The sequence below is a fragment of the Nocardioides zeae genome (assembly GCF_010686755.1).
In the GTDB taxonomy this organism is placed as follows: domain Bacteria; phylum Actinomycetota; class Actinomycetes; order Propionibacteriales; family Nocardioidaceae; genus Nocardioides; species Nocardioides zeae.
In genome coordinates this window covers 265,228-279,472 of record NZ_JAAGXA010000004.1, presented here as the reverse complement: position 1 = coordinate 279,472, position 14,245 = coordinate 265,228, and the positions used below count along the sequence as shown (strand labels likewise).

General features: G+C 73.4%; 15 protein-coding genes. 9 read left to right on the top strand and 6 right to left on the bottom strand.

Translation table 11 applies throughout. The annotated features are described in order from the left end of the window. Nucleotides 1–2: 2 nt before the first annotated feature. Entirely contained in the window at nucleotides 3–662 is a 660-nt protein-coding gene (locus tag G3T38_RS07945; protein WP_163771656.1) for a pentapeptide repeat-containing protein, read from the bottom strand. 162 nt (nucleotides 663–824) lie between these two features. Here G3T38_RS07945 and G3T38_RS07940 point away from each other — a divergent pair, with 162 nt between their 5' ends. Genes G3T38_RS07940 through G3T38_RS07925 form a run of 4 tightly spaced genes read left to right on the top strand, consistent with a single transcriptional unit; the run spans nucleotide 825 to nucleotide 2,621 of the window. Beyond that, nucleotides 825–1,712 carry an MbnB/TglH/ChrH family RiPP precursor modification enzyme gene (locus G3T38_RS07940; RefSeq protein WP_163771654.1) on the top strand — a complete coding sequence of 296 codons (888 nt, stop codon included), beginning with the start codon at nucleotides 825–827 and terminating at the stop codon, nucleotides 1,710–1,712. After that, nucleotides 1,709–2,161, top strand: coding sequence for an SCO6045 C-terminal-like domain-containing protein (locus tag G3T38_RS07935; protein ID WP_163771652.1), 453 nt, complete (start codon nucleotides 1,709–1,711; stop codon nucleotides 2,159–2,161). Before G3T38_RS07940 ends, G3T38_RS07935 begins: the two co-directional genes overlap by 4 nt. After that, a complete protein-coding gene (locus G3T38_RS07930) occupies nucleotides 2,158–2,418 on the top strand; it encodes a hypothetical protein (protein WP_163771335.1) in 261 nt (86 codons plus the stop codon). The genes G3T38_RS07935 and G3T38_RS07930 overlap by 4 nt, the downstream gene beginning before the upstream one ends. Further along, complete coding sequence (locus tag G3T38_RS07925) at nucleotides 2,418–2,621, top strand: hypothetical protein (RefSeq protein WP_163771650.1); 204 nt, start codon at nucleotides 2,418–2,420, stop codon at nucleotides 2,619–2,621. Before G3T38_RS07930 ends, G3T38_RS07925 begins: the two co-directional genes overlap by 1 nt. A gap of 142 nt (nucleotides 2,622–2,763) precedes the next feature. Here the strand turns inward: G3T38_RS07925 and G3T38_RS07920 are convergent, their stop codons facing one another. Beyond that, nucleotides 2,764–3,396, bottom strand: a complete 633-nt coding sequence (locus G3T38_RS07920) for a nitroreductase family protein (RefSeq protein ID WP_163771649.1) — start codon at nucleotides 3,394–3,396, stop codon at nucleotides 2,764–2,766. 113 nt (nucleotides 3,397–3,509) lie between these two features. On the opposite strand from G3T38_RS07920, the gene G3T38_RS07915 reads away from it, so the two are divergent. Together G3T38_RS07915 and G3T38_RS07910 are read left to right on the top strand one after the other, a co-directional pair. After that, on the top strand, nucleotides 3,510–4,109 hold the full coding sequence (locus G3T38_RS07915) for a TetR family transcriptional regulator (protein WP_163771648.1): 600 nt from the start codon (nucleotides 3,510–3,512) through the stop codon (nucleotides 4,107–4,109). Between the two features lie 66 nt (nucleotides 4,110–4,175). Beyond that, nucleotides 4,176–6,455, top strand: a complete 2,280-nt coding sequence (locus tag G3T38_RS07910; protein WP_163771647.1) for an MMPL family transporter — start codon at nucleotides 4,176–4,178, stop codon at nucleotides 6,453–6,455. Between the two features lie 411 nt (nucleotides 6,456–6,866). Here G3T38_RS07910 and G3T38_RS21005 read toward each other — a convergent pair whose 3' ends face one another. Further along, entirely contained in the window at nucleotides 6,867–8,318 is a 1,452-nt protein-coding gene (locus G3T38_RS21005) for a S1C family serine protease (RefSeq protein WP_163771646.1), read from the bottom strand. Between the two features lie 148 nt (nucleotides 8,319–8,466). Between G3T38_RS21005 and ald the strand changes: the two genes are divergently transcribed. Further along, nucleotides 8,467–9,615, top strand: a complete 1,149-nt coding sequence (gene ald / locus G3T38_RS07900; RefSeq protein WP_163771645.1) for an alanine dehydrogenase — start codon at nucleotides 8,467–8,469, stop codon at nucleotides 9,613–9,615. A 60-nt stretch (nucleotides 9,616–9,675) separates the two neighbouring features. Beyond that, nucleotides 9,676–10,533, top strand: coding sequence for an aldo/keto reductase (locus G3T38_RS07895; RefSeq protein ID WP_163771644.1), 858 nt, complete (start codon nucleotides 9,676–9,678; stop codon nucleotides 10,531–10,533). 77 nt (nucleotides 10,534–10,610) lie between these two features. Here G3T38_RS07895 and G3T38_RS07890 read toward each other — a convergent pair whose 3' ends face one another. Together G3T38_RS07890 and G3T38_RS07885 are read right to left on the bottom strand one after the other, a co-directional pair. Continuing rightward, a complete protein-coding gene (locus tag G3T38_RS07890) occupies nucleotides 10,611–11,099 on the bottom strand; it encodes an SRPBCC family protein (protein WP_163771643.1) in 489 nt (162 codons plus the stop codon). Continuing rightward, nucleotides 11,096–11,698: a rhomboid family intramembrane serine protease gene (locus G3T38_RS07885; RefSeq protein ID WP_163771642.1), complete on the bottom strand. Its 603-nt coding sequence runs from the start codon at nucleotides 11,696–11,698 to the stop codon at nucleotides 11,096–11,098. Before G3T38_RS07885 ends, G3T38_RS07890 begins: the two co-directional genes overlap by 4 nt. A gap of 69 nt (nucleotides 11,699–11,767) precedes the next feature. Between G3T38_RS07885 and G3T38_RS07880 the strand changes: the two genes are divergently transcribed. Then, nucleotides 11,768–12,703 (top strand): DUF1707 domain-containing protein, encoded by a 936-nt coding sequence (locus G3T38_RS07880; protein ID WP_163771641.1) that lies wholly within the window; start codon nucleotides 11,768–11,770, stop codon nucleotides 12,701–12,703. Between the two features lie 2 nt (nucleotides 12,704–12,705). Here the strand turns inward: G3T38_RS07880 and G3T38_RS07875 are convergent, their stop codons facing one another. Further along, nucleotides 12,706–14,175 carry an AAA family ATPase gene (locus tag G3T38_RS07875; RefSeq protein WP_163771640.1) on the bottom strand — a complete coding sequence of 490 codons (1,470 nt, stop codon included), beginning with the start codon at nucleotides 14,173–14,175 and terminating at the stop codon, nucleotides 12,706–12,708. Between the last annotated feature and the right edge of the window lie 70 nt (nucleotides 14,176–14,245).

Sequence of the window (14,245 nt, the reverse complement as noted above, 5' to 3'; positions counted from 1 at the left end):
GGTCAGTCCTCGACCCGCAGCCCCAGCTCGGCGGCGATGGCCGGGGCGAGCAGCGCCAGCTGCGCCGGTGAGACGGTGGCGCCCCGGAGGTCCCGCACGCCGGTCACGTCGTCGAGGCGGGCGCCGCGCAGGTCGACGTCCGCCAGCTGCGCCTGCTGCACGTCGAGACGACCGACCGTCGTGTCCGCCAGCCGCACGCGGCTGAGCGCGGCACCACCGAGGTCGAGCTCCTCCACCACGCACCCCTCGAGGAGCACGTCGAGCAGCTCGGCGCCGCGCAGGTTGACGAAGCTGAGCTTGCAGCCGACGAGGTGCACCGACCGCCACGACGACTCGTAGGCCTCCAGCGACCCGATCCGACCGGTGACCCGCACGTCCCGCCACTGGGTGCCGATCGCGCGGACGACCGGCAGGCTCACCCCGTCGAGGGCCACGTCGGAGAGGCGCGCGCCCGACAGGTCGGCCTCGTCGGCGTGCACGTCCTCCAGCTGCGACTCGATGAGACGCGCACCGGCGAGCTCGAGCGCCCCGAGCCGGAGCCCGCCGAACCGCAGGCCGTCGACCTCGCCGCCCGGCCGCAGCGCCGTCGGGTCGCCGTCGACCAGGGGCCCCAGGGCGGGAGCGGCGATGCGGGGAGCGGACGTGCTGCGACGGCGGGCCATGCCGGGACCGTAGCGGTCGCGGGAGAGGGCTGTGGAGGACGCCCGGGACGGAGAACGCACCGGTTGGAACGCTCACATGGCCCGATCCGGAGCCGTTCTCCGCCTGGGGCGTCCTCCACAGGCGCGGTTTGGACCTCGGCCGTCCGGCGCACACTCGGGCGCATGGTCCGCGCCCCTGCTCCGCACGGCACGGCCGTCGCGTGGCGGCGGCCGGTGGCGGACCTGCTCGCGTCGTACGCCGCCGCCGGCGACCTCTCCTTCACCGAGGTCGTCGCGGAGAACGTCGACCCCGCGCGGCTGCCCGACGAGCTCGTGGCGCTGCGGGACGCGGGCGTCACGGTGGTCCCGCACGGCGTGACGCTGGGCCTGGCCGGGGCGGACGTGCCCGACCCCCGTCGGTTGGCCCACCTCGCCGCGCTCGCCGAGGCCCTGGGGGCGCCGCTGGTCAGCGAGCACGTGGCCTTCGTGCGCGCGGCCGCCACCCCCGACCCGCTGCACGGCGACGTGCTCGAGGCCGGACACCTGCTGCCGCCGCCCCGCACCGCCGAGAGCCTCGAGGTGCTCGTCGAGAACGTGCGGACGGCGCAGGCCGCGCTGCCCGTGCCGCTCGCCGTCGAGAACATCGCTGCCCTCTTCGCCTGGCCCGAGGACACGCTGGACGAGCCCGACTTCCTCACCGCCCTCGTGGAGCGCACGGACTGCCGTCTCGTGCTCGACGTCGCCAACCTCCACGCGAGCGCGGTCGCCCGGGGCAGCGACCCGGTCGCCGACCTGCTGCGCTTCCCGCTGGAGGCCGTCGCCTACGTGCACGTCGCCGGCGGCCAGGAACGGCCCGACGGGCTCTACCTCGACACCCACGCCCACGCGATGGTCCCGGCGGTGCTCGGGCTCGTGACGACGCTGGCCGCGGCGTACCGGCAGCGCGGGCTGCCCGTCCCCGGCATCCTGCTGGAGCGGGACGAGGACGTGACGCCGGAGGCCGTGGCCGGCGAGTACGACGCGTTGCGGGCCGCCGTCGCCCGGCGCCTCCCGGCGGGAGCGGACCGGTGAGCGCCCGCGCGCGGCTGGCCGGCCGTCAGGAGGAGGTGCTGGCCGCGCTGCTGCGCGGGGACGTCCCGCCCGGGTTCGCCCCGGCGAGCGCGGCGGGAACGGCGCTGACGACCCGCGTGCTGCACCGCAAGCGCAGCGACGCCGTGCTCCGCATCGCGCCCGAGCTCGACCTGTTGCCCGCCTGGCGCGACCGCTTCCACGGCTGGGCGGCCACGCACCCGGCTGCCGGGTGCGCGCACGACGACCTCGCGGCCTTCGCCGCGTGGCTCCCGCAGGCCCATCCCGACGCCGCCGACTGGCTGCGTCTCCACGCCGTCCACGACGGACGCCGCCGCGCGGCCGTCGTGACGATCGCCGGTCGGCGGGCCCTGGTCCTCGGACTGGGTAGCCGCACCTGGCACCTCACCCGCCGGCCCCGCGCCGGCCTCTCGGAAGGAGCTGCACCATGACGATCGTCATCGTGTGCGTCGTGCTGGCGGTGGTGGCCGGAGCGATCGCCCTCGCCGTCAGCACCAACGCGACCTCGAGCCAGCGGCGCCGGTCCCGCGGGCGCCGCGGGGCGTACGGCGCGGGCGGCGGGTACGTCGGGGGCTGCGGCAGCAGCGACTCCGGCAACGACTCGTCCTGCGGGTCCAGCTCCTGCAGCTCGAGCTCGTGCAGCTCCGGGTCGTCGTGCGGTGGCGGCGGCTGCGGGTCGAGCAGCTGATGGCACAGCTCGGGTCGATGGTGGTGCTGGGCCTCGTGGTGCTCGGCGTCGTGCTGGTGGTGCTGGTGGTGTTCGCCGTCCTGGCCCGGCGTGGCGGACGCCGCACCGGGCCGGCCACGGGCGAACCGGGGTCGGACTCCGACGGCAGCTCCGGCGGCTCCGGCTCCGACTCCGGCGAAAGAAAACGCGGACCCGGCGAATGAAAACGCGGACCGGCCGGTCGATTGGAACGTGCCAACCGGGCTTCTCCGACCGTCCCGTCCGCGTTTTCTTTCCTCCGAGGGGAGCCCCCCTCCCCCCGAGGGGCGCCGCCCTGCGACCCGCGCCCCCCGCGCGACCGGCTGGTCAGCCCGGGAAGGGCGTGCCCCAGACGCCGTCGTACCCCACCTCGGAGGCGCCCCGGCGCGTGCGGTCCTTGGTGTGGCGCGCGACGTCGCCCTCGGTGGCGCGTGCGACGTGCTCGTCGCCGCCCAGGCGGCCGACGGCGATGCCGACCATGGGCCGGTAGGCCTCGGGGATGCCGAGCGCGGCCGCGGCCGCCTCGTGGTCGAAGCCGGCGAACTGGTGCGTGTGCAGCCCGACGGCCTGTGCCTGCAGGGTGAGGTGCGCGACGGACTGGCCGAGGTCGTAGAGCGCGTAGTCGCCCATCCCCTTCCGGCCCTCCCACTCCCCGACGAGCGCGGCGGCGACGATCACGACGGGCGCGGTGGGCACCCACCCCGAGTTGCCGTTGCTCAGGCTGGCGATGACGGCGTCGTACGCCGCGGTGCCGGCCCGGGTGACGACGTACGCCCACGGCTGCGTGTTCCCGGTCGACGGCGCCCAGGCGGCGGCGGTCAGCATCCCGGCGAGCTCGTCGTCGCCGACGGGGACGTCGGTGGCGAACACCGCGGGGCTCCAGCGCGAGCGCATGGGCTCGGCGAGCACCTCGGCGCCGGGGCGCGGCGCGCGGACGGGGGTCTCCTGCGTGACGGACATGCCTCGATTGTGGGCTACGGACCCACGTCCACCCCCGCCCGGCCCCCGACTGCGGCACACGTCACAGCGCGAGTCTTTTGCACTTTCGGATACGCAGTGCAAACTTGCACTTCGTGAGCACGAGTGCAGAAAGCGGCGGGGCAGACCACCGCACCAGCAAGCGCGAGGAGACGGCGCGCCGCATCACGCTGTCCGCGCAGCGCCTGGCGACGGAGCACGGCCTCGACGGCTTCACGATGGACGAGCTCGCCGAGGCGGCGGGGGTCGCACGCCGCACCCTCTTCAACTACTACCCGTCGAAGGTGGACGCCTGCCTGGGTCCCCGGGTCGACGTGCCGGCCGACGCCATGGAGGCCTTCGCCCGGGGCGGACCGACGGGCAACCTCGGGGCGGACCTCGAGCACCTCGCCCGCGAGGTGCTGGGGGTCGAGGAGCCCACGCGGGAGGAGATGGTGCTGCACCGCCAGCTCTTCCAGATCCCCCGGCTGGTCGAGGCGGTCCACGACCGCTTCGCCGAGCTCGCCGTCGACCTCCAGGAAGCCGTCCGCGCCCGCGGCGGTGAGCAGCTCGACCAGGAGGGCGCCCTGCTCCTCATCCGCGTGCTGCTCGTCGTGTTCGACACCGCCATCGACGCCAGCATCGCCGGCGACGACACCCCGCTGCCCGACCTCTTCTCGCGCCACTTCGGCACCATCCGCCGGCTGCTCGCCTGAGCCGGCACCCCGACGCACCAGCCCGACGCCCGCACCCCACGCCCGCACCCGACAGGAGCACCAGCGATGGCCACCCTTCTCTACCGGCTCGGAAAGACCGCCTTCCGGCGATGGCCGGCCTTCATCGGCGTCTGGGTCGTCGCGCTCGTCGCCGTGGGCTTCACCGCCCTGGCGATCCAGCAGCCGACGAGCAGCACGTTCTCGATCCCCGGCATCCCCTCGGAGCGGGCGAGCGAGCTCCAGGAGGAGCTGTTCCCCGGCTCCGAGGACGCCCTCAACGACACCTCGGTCACCGTCGTCGTCGCGGTGCCGGAGGGTGAGCAGCTGAGCGACCCGGCGTACGCCGACCGCATCTCCCAGCTCGTCACCGACATCTCCGACAGCCCGCAGGTGCTGTCCAGCGAGCAGGCGCCGATCCTCGACCCGGTGGCCGCGGCCGCCGCCCAGGAGGAGGCGTTGTCGGCCGGTGGCGCCAGCCCGGAGGACGTCGCCAACCTCGCGCCCGTCGACGCGGACGGCCGGGTCGGTCTCATCACCTTCGACTTCGACGTCGACGAGCCCACCGACATCGAGCCCGAGAGCCAGGACGCGATCCTGGAGCTCCTCGACGACGCGCGCGGCGACGGGCTCGAGGTCGAGGCCAACGGTCCCGGCCTGCAGGTCATGGAGATCAGCGGTGCCTCCGAGCTCATCGGCATCGCGGTCGCCCTCGTCGTGCTCGTGCTGACGTTCGGCTCGCTCGTGGCGGCCGGCCTGCCCATCGTCACCGCCATCGTGGGCGTCGCCCTGACCTCGCTCGGCGTCACCGGCATGACGGCGTTCACCGACGTCTCCGACATGACCCCGATCCTGGCGGTGATGATCGGCCTGGCGGTCGGCATCGACTACGCGTTGTTCATCCTGGCCCGCTACCGCAGCGAGCTGGAGCACACCGACGACCGCGAGGAGGCGGCAGGCATCGCGGTCGGCACGGCGGGGTCCGCCGTCGTCTTCGCCGGCCTGACCGTCCTCATCGCCCTCGCGGCGTTGGCCGTCGTGCGCATCCCGTTCCTCACCGCGATGGGTCTCGCCGCGGCGAGCGGCGTGTTCCTCGCCGTGCTCGTCGCCCTGACGCTGCTGCCGGCCGTGCTCGGCATGCTCAAGTCGAAGGCCTTCGGCGGCACCGTGCGGCGCTACGCCCCGCAGCGCGACGAGAAGGGCCGCATCGTCAACAACGGCGTGCGCTGGGCCAAGCTCGTCGGGCGCTCGCCGCTCGCCGCCGTGGTGCTCGTGGTCATCGCGCTCGGCGCTCTCGCCGTACCCGTGCAGAACCTGCAGCTCGCCCTGCCCAGCGACTCGACGAGCCCGAGCGACACGACGCAGCGCAAGGCGTCCGACCTCATCGCCGAGGCGTTCGGTGACGGTCGGCAGGCGCCGCTGCTCGCGGTCGTCGACGGTCGGGACATCGCGGACGACGCCGAGCGCCAGGCCGCCTTCGGCGAGGTCGTCGCCTGGGCCTCGGAGCAGGACGACGTCGCGCACGCGCAGATCACGCAGACGAACGCCGACCCGGAGGGCGACCCCGCGGCAGCGACCGGCGCCCTGGTGCTCATCACCCCCGAGTCGAGCGCCGAGGACGCCGCCACCACGGACCTCCTCGCCGACCTGCGCGACACCCAGGGCGACATCGAGTCGTCGACCGGCGCCGAGCTGGGCGTCACCGGCATGACCGCCGTCGCCGTGGACGTCTCGGACCGGCTCAACGACGCGCTGCCGATCTACCTGACCGTCGTGATCGGTCTGGCGTTCCTGCTGCTCGTGCTGGTGTTCCGCTCGATCCTGGTGCCGCTCACCGCCACCCTCGGCTTCCTGCTGACGGTGCTCGCCACGCTCGGCATCACCGTGCTGGTCTTCCAGGACGGTGCGCTCGGGCTCGTCGAGGGCCAGCCCCTCGTGAGCTTCATGCCGATCTTCCTGGTGGGCGTGGTGTTCGGCCTGGCGATGGACTACCAGGTGTTCCTCGTGACCCGGATCCGCGAGGCCCACGTCCACGGCGCCGACTCGGTCGCGGCCGTCATCGACGGCTTCCGCAACTCGGCGCGCGTCGTGGCTGCGGCCGCGGTCATCATGATGTCGGTCTTCGCCGCGTTCATGCTGATGGACATGTCGTTCATCAAGGCGATGGGCTTCGCCCTGGCGACGGCCGTCTTCATCGACGCCTTCGTCGTGCGGATGACGCTGATCCCGGCGCTGATGTACCTCATGGGCGAGAAGGCCTGGTGGCTCCCCCGCTGGCTCGACCGCATCCTGCCCCGCGTCGACGTCGAGGGCGAGAGCCTCGAGCGCGCGCACGCGCGGCACGACTGAGCGGTACGCCGGGGCGTGGCCCCAGCGCGACGGTTTCCGTCGCGCTGGGGCCACGTTGCGTTTCGGGGGTGGGGTGGTCCCGTCGGCCCCGTGTAACGCGGTGTCCGGGCTACTGCACACGTGGTCGACCACCGCACAAGTAGCAGTAACACCGCGTTACACGCGTGCGCCAAGATCCAGGTCCCCGCCCCAACCCCCACCGCCCGAGCCGGACCGACGGCCGACCGCTCCCGGGGCCGTGCTCGTCCGGCTGATATCTAGCGCGGTGTTAGTGCTACCTCCGCGGTGGTCGTCCACGTGTGGAGTAGCCCGGACACCGCGTTACACGACGACACAACAGAGCGCCGCACGGCAAGGTCTCGGGTCCTCGGCCGTGCGGCGCCCTGGGTCAGCGGGAGCCTGGGGTAAGGCTCAGTTCAGCGGCGACTCCGTGAGGGTCGCGTCGCCGGTCATCTCGCGGCCGTCGCGCTCCCAGGTGATGGTGACGGTGTCGCCGGGCTCGTGGGACGCGACGGCGGCGGCGAGCTCGTCGAAGGTGGACACCTGGGTGTCGCCGATGGCGGTGATGACGTCGCCCTCCTCGAGGCCGGCCTGGCCGGCGGGGGTGTCGGCCTCGGCGGCGGCGACGAGCGGCTCGCCGCCGGACGGGTCGATGCTGACGCCGAGGTAGGCGGGCGTGCCGATGACGATGCCGTCGCCCTCGTCGCCGTCGATGACGGCCTGCACGACGTCGAGCGCCTCGTCGATCGGGCGGGCGTAGCTGATGCCGCCGCCCTTCTGGACCTGGCCCTGCCCCTGGGCCTGCGCCTGCGCCCCGGGCAGGCCGGAGGACGTCGGTCCGTCCTGGCCGTTGGTGGAGGCGGCGGCGGTGCTGATGCCGATGACCTCGCCCTCGGCGTCGAACATGGGGCCGCCGGAGTAGCCGGGCACCACGTCGGCGTCGGTCTCGATGAGGCCCGAGATCTCGGTCTCGTTGCCGTTGTACTGGTCCGTCGTCGTGATGCTCTCGTCGAGGGACGTGACCTCGCCGCGCACCTCGGAGAGGAAGCCCTGGCCGCCGGCGTTGCCGAGCGCGGCGACGGCGTCGCCGACGTCCACCCCGCCGTCGTCGTCGAGGGTGACGGTGTCGAGGTCGCTGACGCCGTCGATCTGGAGCACGGCGACGTCGGCGGACGCGTCGTACCCGAGCACGGTCGCCTCGTGCGTCTCCCCGGTGGCGGCGACCTCGACCTCGACGGTGGTCGAGTTGTCGACCACGTGGTAGTTGGTGACCGCGAGCCCGTCGGAGGTGAGCACCATCGCCGTACCGGCGCCCTCGCCGCCCTGGAGCGCCGTGTTGACGAGGAGCACGCCCGCGTCGGACAGCTCGCCGGGGTCGGAGGCCTCGTCGGTGTCGCCGCCGCCGCGGTTGACGAGGTCGTCGATGTCGGCGCCGCCCGACGTCGAGCTGCTCGGCCGGGTGTCGTCGTTGCCGCCGAAGTCCACGAACGGGATCGTGATCGCACACGTGAGCGCGGCCCCGACGACACCACCGGCGACGGCGGCGAGCACCCCGGCGCGACGCCTGCGGCGCGGCGGCGGAGCGGGCGGCCACGCGCCGTACGCGCCGTACGGTCCCTGGGGTCCCGGCGGGACCTGACCCCAGCCGGGCGGCGGGGGGAGCTGCTGCTGGGGCTGCTGGGGGTACGCCGCGGGCTGGCCCCAGGCGTCATGAGGCGCGGAGGCGTGAGCCCCGGCGGGGCCCTGTCCGTACTGCTCCCCCGGCGGCGGGAACGCGCCGGGCGCGCCGTACGAGGGGAGCGGCTGGGTCGCGGGACGCTCCGGCTCGTGGGGCGGCGGAGCGGAGGGACGGGAGTCGTTCATGGCACCAAGTTCACACCCGCCGACCCAATGTCCGGTGAGGGGACTCTGTGAATCCGGTGTGAGCACCCGTCACAATGAGTGAGCGGCGTCACACCCCGAGGCCGCGCCCCGCCGCGCCACCGCGCGTCCACGAGTCCGAGGAGTCCCCATGCGCATCGGTGTCCCCACCGAGGTCAAGAACCACGAGTACCGCGTCGCCCTCACCCCCGCCGGCGTCACCGAGCTGGTGGCCCACGGCCACGAGGTGCTCGTGCAGAGCGGCGCCGGTCTCGGCTCCGCGCTGACGGACGAGCAGTACGCCGCGGCGGGCGCCCGCATCGTCACCGGGGCCTCGGCGGACGAGGCCGCCGACGCCACCTGGGCGGAGGCGCAGCTGGTGCTCAAGGTGAAGGAGCCGGTGGCGGAGGAGTACCACCGGCTGCGCCCAGGTCTCGTGCTCTTCACCTACCTGCACCTGGCAGCGGACAAGGCGCTCACCGAGGAGCTGCTGGCGCGGGAGGTGACGGCGCTGGCGTACGAGACCGTGCAGGGGCCGGACGGGGGGCTGCCGCTGCTGGCCCCGATGTCGGAGGTCGCGGGACGGCTGGCGCCGCAGGCGGGCGCCTACCACCTGATGCGCGCCGGGGCCGGTGTGCTCGGCGGTCGCGGTGTGCTCATGGGCGGTGTGCCGGGCACCTACGCGGCCAACGTCGTGGTCGTCGGCGCCGGGGTCGCGGGTCTCAACGCGACCACGGTGGCGCTGGGGATGGGCGCCCGTGTGCTGCTCTTCGACCGCAGCCCCGCGGCGCTGCGGCGGGCCGACCAGCTGTTCGGCCACCGGGTGCAGACGGTCGCGTCGAACGCGCTGACCCTGGAGGAGGCAATGCTCGAGGCGGACCTCGTCGTCGGCGCCGTGCTCGTCCCGGGCGCGAAGGCCCCGACGCTCGTCACCAACGACACGGTCGCGCGGATGCGCAGCGGCGCCGTGCTCGTCGACATCTCGATCGACCAGGGCGGCTGCTTCGAGGACTCCCGCGCCACGACCCACGCCGACCCGACCTACCGCGTGCACGACGCGACCTTCTACTGCGTCGCGAACATGCCCGGCGCCGTCCCGCACACGTCGACCTACGCGCTGACGAACGTGACGCTCCCGTACGTCGCGGAGGTCGCCGCCCGGGGCTGGCGTGACGCCTGCGTGGCCGACCCGGCGCTCGCGCAGGGTCTCGCGACGCACGCCGGGGCGCTCACGAGCGAGCCGGTGGGGCGCGCGCACTCGATCGACGCCGTCCGCCTCAGCGCCGTCCTCGACGGGTGAGACGCCTCACGACGCTTCACGCGGAGGAATGATCTTGAACGCGGTGGCACTGTCACTCCCATGGCTTCCGCACAGATCCCGACCGTCAGCCTCAACAACGGCACGTCCATCCCCCAGCTCGGCTTCGGCGTCTACCAGGTGCCGCCGGACGAGACGGAGCGCGCGGTGCTGACCGCGTTCGAGGCGGGCTACCGCCACATCGACACGGCGCAGATGTACCAGAACGAGGCCGGCGTCGGCCGTGCGCTGCGCAACTCGGGCCTGGCCCGCGAGGACGTCTACATCACGACGAAGCTCAACAACGACTCCCACGAGCCCGCCGTCGCCCGCGCGGCCCTCGAGCAGTCGCTCCGTGAGCTCGACGTCGACCACGTCGACCTCTTCCTCATCCACTGGCCGCTCCCGACGCGCTACGGCGGCGACTACGTCTCGACGTGGCGCACGCTCACCGAGCTGGCCGCCGAGGGCAAGGCCACGTCCGTCGGTGTCTCCAACTTCCACCCGGAGCACCTCAAGCGCATCGTCGACGAGACGGGGATCGTGCCCGCGATCAACCAGATCGAGGTGCACCCCTACCTGACGAACGAGGACGCGCGTCTCGCCTCCGGTCGCCTCAACGTGGCGGTCGAGGCGTGGTCGCCGATCGCGCAGGGCGCGGTGCTCGACGACCCGGTGCTGGTGGAGCTGGCCGAGAAGTACGGCAAGACCCCCGCCCAGGTGACGCTCCGCTGGCACATCGAGCGCGGCGACATCATCTTCCCGAAGTCGGTCACGCCGGAGCGGGTGAAGGAGAACGCGGACATCTTCGACTTCTCCCTGCCCGCCGACGAGGTCAACCGCATCACCGCGCTCGACAAGGGCGAGGAGGGACGCACCGGCCCCAACCCGGACACGTTCGACTGGATCCCCGGTCTCTGATCCGACACCCCATCTCGGTCGTGGTGTGAGCCCTCCACTTCTCGGTGGCCTCACACCACGACCAGGGTGCTCCGGGGTCAGATCCCCAGGTGCCGGTCGAGGTTCTCCGCGAAGCCGTTGCCCATCGAGGCCACGACGCGCTTCATGGCGGTCTTGACCGCCGGCGCCGACAGCCGCGGGAGCGGCAGGTCGACGGTGATGGTGAGGCTGATCGCCAGGTGGGAGGCCACCTCCGCGGCGCCCCGCTCGGCGTCGGTGGCGTCACGCAGCTCGTACCACCCCTCGGCCCCCGCGTCCTCGTCCCGTCCCGCGGGCGGGTCGTGGCGGAAGTCGATGCGCTCCAGCTCCGTGAACGTCATGCGCTCCGTGAACTCCGGGGCGACGGCGAGGCTGAGCCCGGGCACCTTCGTCATGCGCCACACCCAGTGCTCGCCCTGCTCCTCGATCGAGGTCAGCATGGGCGTCAGCTGGGCGAGCGTCCCCGGGTCGGTCAGCACGTCCCACACGGCCTGCCGCTCGACGGGCAGCACGGCCGTCGCCTCGTGGGTCACCGAGAACGCAGTCATCGAGAAGCTCCTGTCGGATCGGTACGGCGCGGTGTCAGCATCGCCGCCGCGAGCCCTCCGCCGACGGCGCCGAAGAGGTGGCCCTGCCACGAGATGCCCGGCTGGCCCGGGAGCACGCCCCACAGGGCGCCGCCGTAGAGCACCAGCACCACGACACCGACGGCGATCTGGCCGATGCGCCGGGTGAAGAAGCCGCGGAGCACCAGGTAGACGATGAAGCCGAAGACGAGCACCGACGCGCCGATGTGGTTGGTGCCCGACGGGGCGAAGAGCCACGTGCCGAAGCCGCCGATGACCCAGATCGCGCCCGTGACCGCGAGCGCCTGGCCGATCCCCGACAGGGCGATGACGAAGCCCAGCACCAGCAGCGGGATCGTGTTGGAGACGAGGTGCTCGAAGCCGAGGTGCAGCAGCGGCGCCGTCGCGATGCCGACGAGGCCCTCGTCGGTGCGCGGCTGCACGCCGAACTGGTCGAGGCGGTGGCCGACGATCGTGTCGACGACCTCGAGGACCCACAGGACCGCGACGAACCCGCCGACCAGCGTCGCGGCGTCGCGGACCGGACCGCGCTCGGGGGCCGTCTGCACCGGTGTGCTCATGCCGATCAGGCTAGCGACGGGCGCCCAGCCAGGAGTCGGGACGACGCGGGGTGGGTAGGGACTGCCGACGTGGCACCACCGAAGCGCGCGAGGGACACCGACCGGAACGCCGTCGTCGCGGCACTCACCGAGGCGTACGTCGATGGTCAGCTCGACGCCGTCGAGCGCGAGGAGCGCACCGCGACCGCCCTCGCGGCGACCCACGTGGACCAGCTGGCCACCCTGCTCACCGACCTCCGGGGTGACGCCGTCGACGCGGCGGCGGCCCAGCTCGCGACGAGGCCGGCCCCGCGCCGTACGCCGCCGTCGTCCGGCACGAGCACGAGCAGCACCCGCCGTCTCCTGACCCTCGCCGTCACCGTGGCGCTGCTCGTCGGCGCAGGCGTCGGGGTGCGACAGCTGTTCGGCACCGACGAGCACGACGAGGCGGTCGCCGAGCAGCGGGCCCAGCTCGTCTCCATCGACGACGTCCGCCTCACGCCGGAGGAGCCGGACCCGGGCGACGTGTTCGCCGACCGGCCCACGGTCGCGCTCGAGGGTCTGGACGACTGGGCGCCCGACGAGGCCCACGTGACGACGCTGCTCGAGCAGTGGCGGGCGGTGAAGCGCCCCTACGTGACGGAGCTGCGCTTCGACGAGAACGGCGCGTCCATCACCATCCCGGTGGCGGCGACCACGCCGCGCACCGAGACCTGGACCGTGAACGACGAGGACCCGGGCGCGCCGTACCTGTGGATCCGCGACGACACCCTCGGGCGCGGCGCCTCCGTGATCGACCTGACCGACCTCGACGTGCCCCGCCTCTTCGACAACATCGGCCGCGGGATCGCCGACCTCAACGTGGAGGACGCCGTGCTCAACTGGGTCCAGGTCGGGCTCGACCCGATCGACAAGCTGCCCCAGGTCGACATCTGGATCACGAACGCCTACGCGGAGGGCGCCCGGATGAGCACGACGCTGTCGGGCCACGTGCTGGACGAGTACGGCTTCGACCCCGACCGCTGACGTCAGTCACCACCCAGGACCACGTGGCTGTTGCCCTCCTCGTCGAGCCACGACTCGCCGACCTCACCGCGACGGCGGGGACCGAGCGCCTCGTCCTCGTGCGTCGCCGGCCCCGAGGCCAGCAGGCTGCGGGTGAACGACTCGCGGTCACCGAGGAGCTCGTCGAGGGCTTCCTCCAGGTGCCGGTCGGCGACGGGCACGCCCTCCACGGCGGCGGCCAGCACGGTGCGGCGCACCAGCTCCTTGGCGAACGAGGCGGTGACACCCTCCGCCCGGTCGGCCGCCGCGTCCACGGCCGCATCGCTCAGGTCGAGGCTCCGGGCGTAGAGCGCGAAGAGCCGGCGCCGCGCGGCCGCGTCAGGTCGCGGCACCTCGATGGCGAGGTCGATGCGCCCCGGCCGCTGCGCCAGCGCCTGCTCCAGCAGGTCGGGCCGGTTGGTCGTGAGCAGGAAGGCGACGTCCGCGTCCCCGTCGAGGCCGTCGAGCGCCTCCAACAGCTCGAACAGCAGCGAGTCGGGCGACCCCATCATGTCGCGGTCCTCGGCGATGAGGTCGCAGTCCTCCAGCACGACGATCGCGGGTTCGAGCACGCGGGCGATGCTCGCGGCCTCCCGCACCGCACCGAGGGAGTTGCCGCTGAGCATCAGCACGGTCGTGCCCGCGGCCGCTCCGACGAGGTGGCGCACCGTGTGGGTCTTGCCCGTGCCCGGCGGGCCGTAGAGCAGGACGCCGCGCTTCAGGTGCTGCCCGGCGGCGAGCAGCGCCTCCCGGTGGACGCCGAGCGCGAGCACGTGCTGCTCGAGTCGTTCGAAAGCACCGTCCGGGAGCACGACGTCGTCCCGCGCCACGGAGGGCCGCTCGACGAAGGCGACGCCCCCGAGCATCGACTCGAACCCGTGCGGACGGAACGTCATCACCTGCCCGCGCAGCACGCTGTCGGCGGTCATCCGGCGTCGGACCTCCGCCAGGAAGGCGTCCACCGTCGCGGGGCGGGCGCCGACCACCTCCAAGGTCGCCTCCTGACGGTTCCACTCCGGGTCGGCGGCCGACTGCAGCACGGCCACCGGCTCGCCGGCCCAGGTCAGGAGACGCAGGCCGCGGGAGACGACGCGGCGCTCCTCCCCCGGCCCGATCGGCATCGTGACGTGGTCCACCGGAGCGATGCCCGCCGCACCGTGCCGGCCAGCCACGATCGAGCGGAAGCTGACATCGTGCTGCCGCCGGTCGACGGACAGACCCAGCACGCGACCGGCCGCATCCGCCATCGACTCCATCACCACGTCGGCGTCGACGAGGCGCCAGGGCGGCAGCTTCTCCGTCACGATCGAGCAGTCGGCGGCCGGCGTGCCGAGATGGGCGTCGAGGATCCGCACCAGCTCGCCCGGGTCGGACGAGGTCCTGCGCTCGTGGTCGTGCACCACCCTGTCGAGGAAGCGGGCGAAGGCGTCGATGAAGGCGTCCTGGTCGGGCATGGGTGCAGCCTGGCAGGAGCGGCTGACAGTCCTCGACCTGTTTTCCCCACCGGCCCGCGCCGACCGCCCC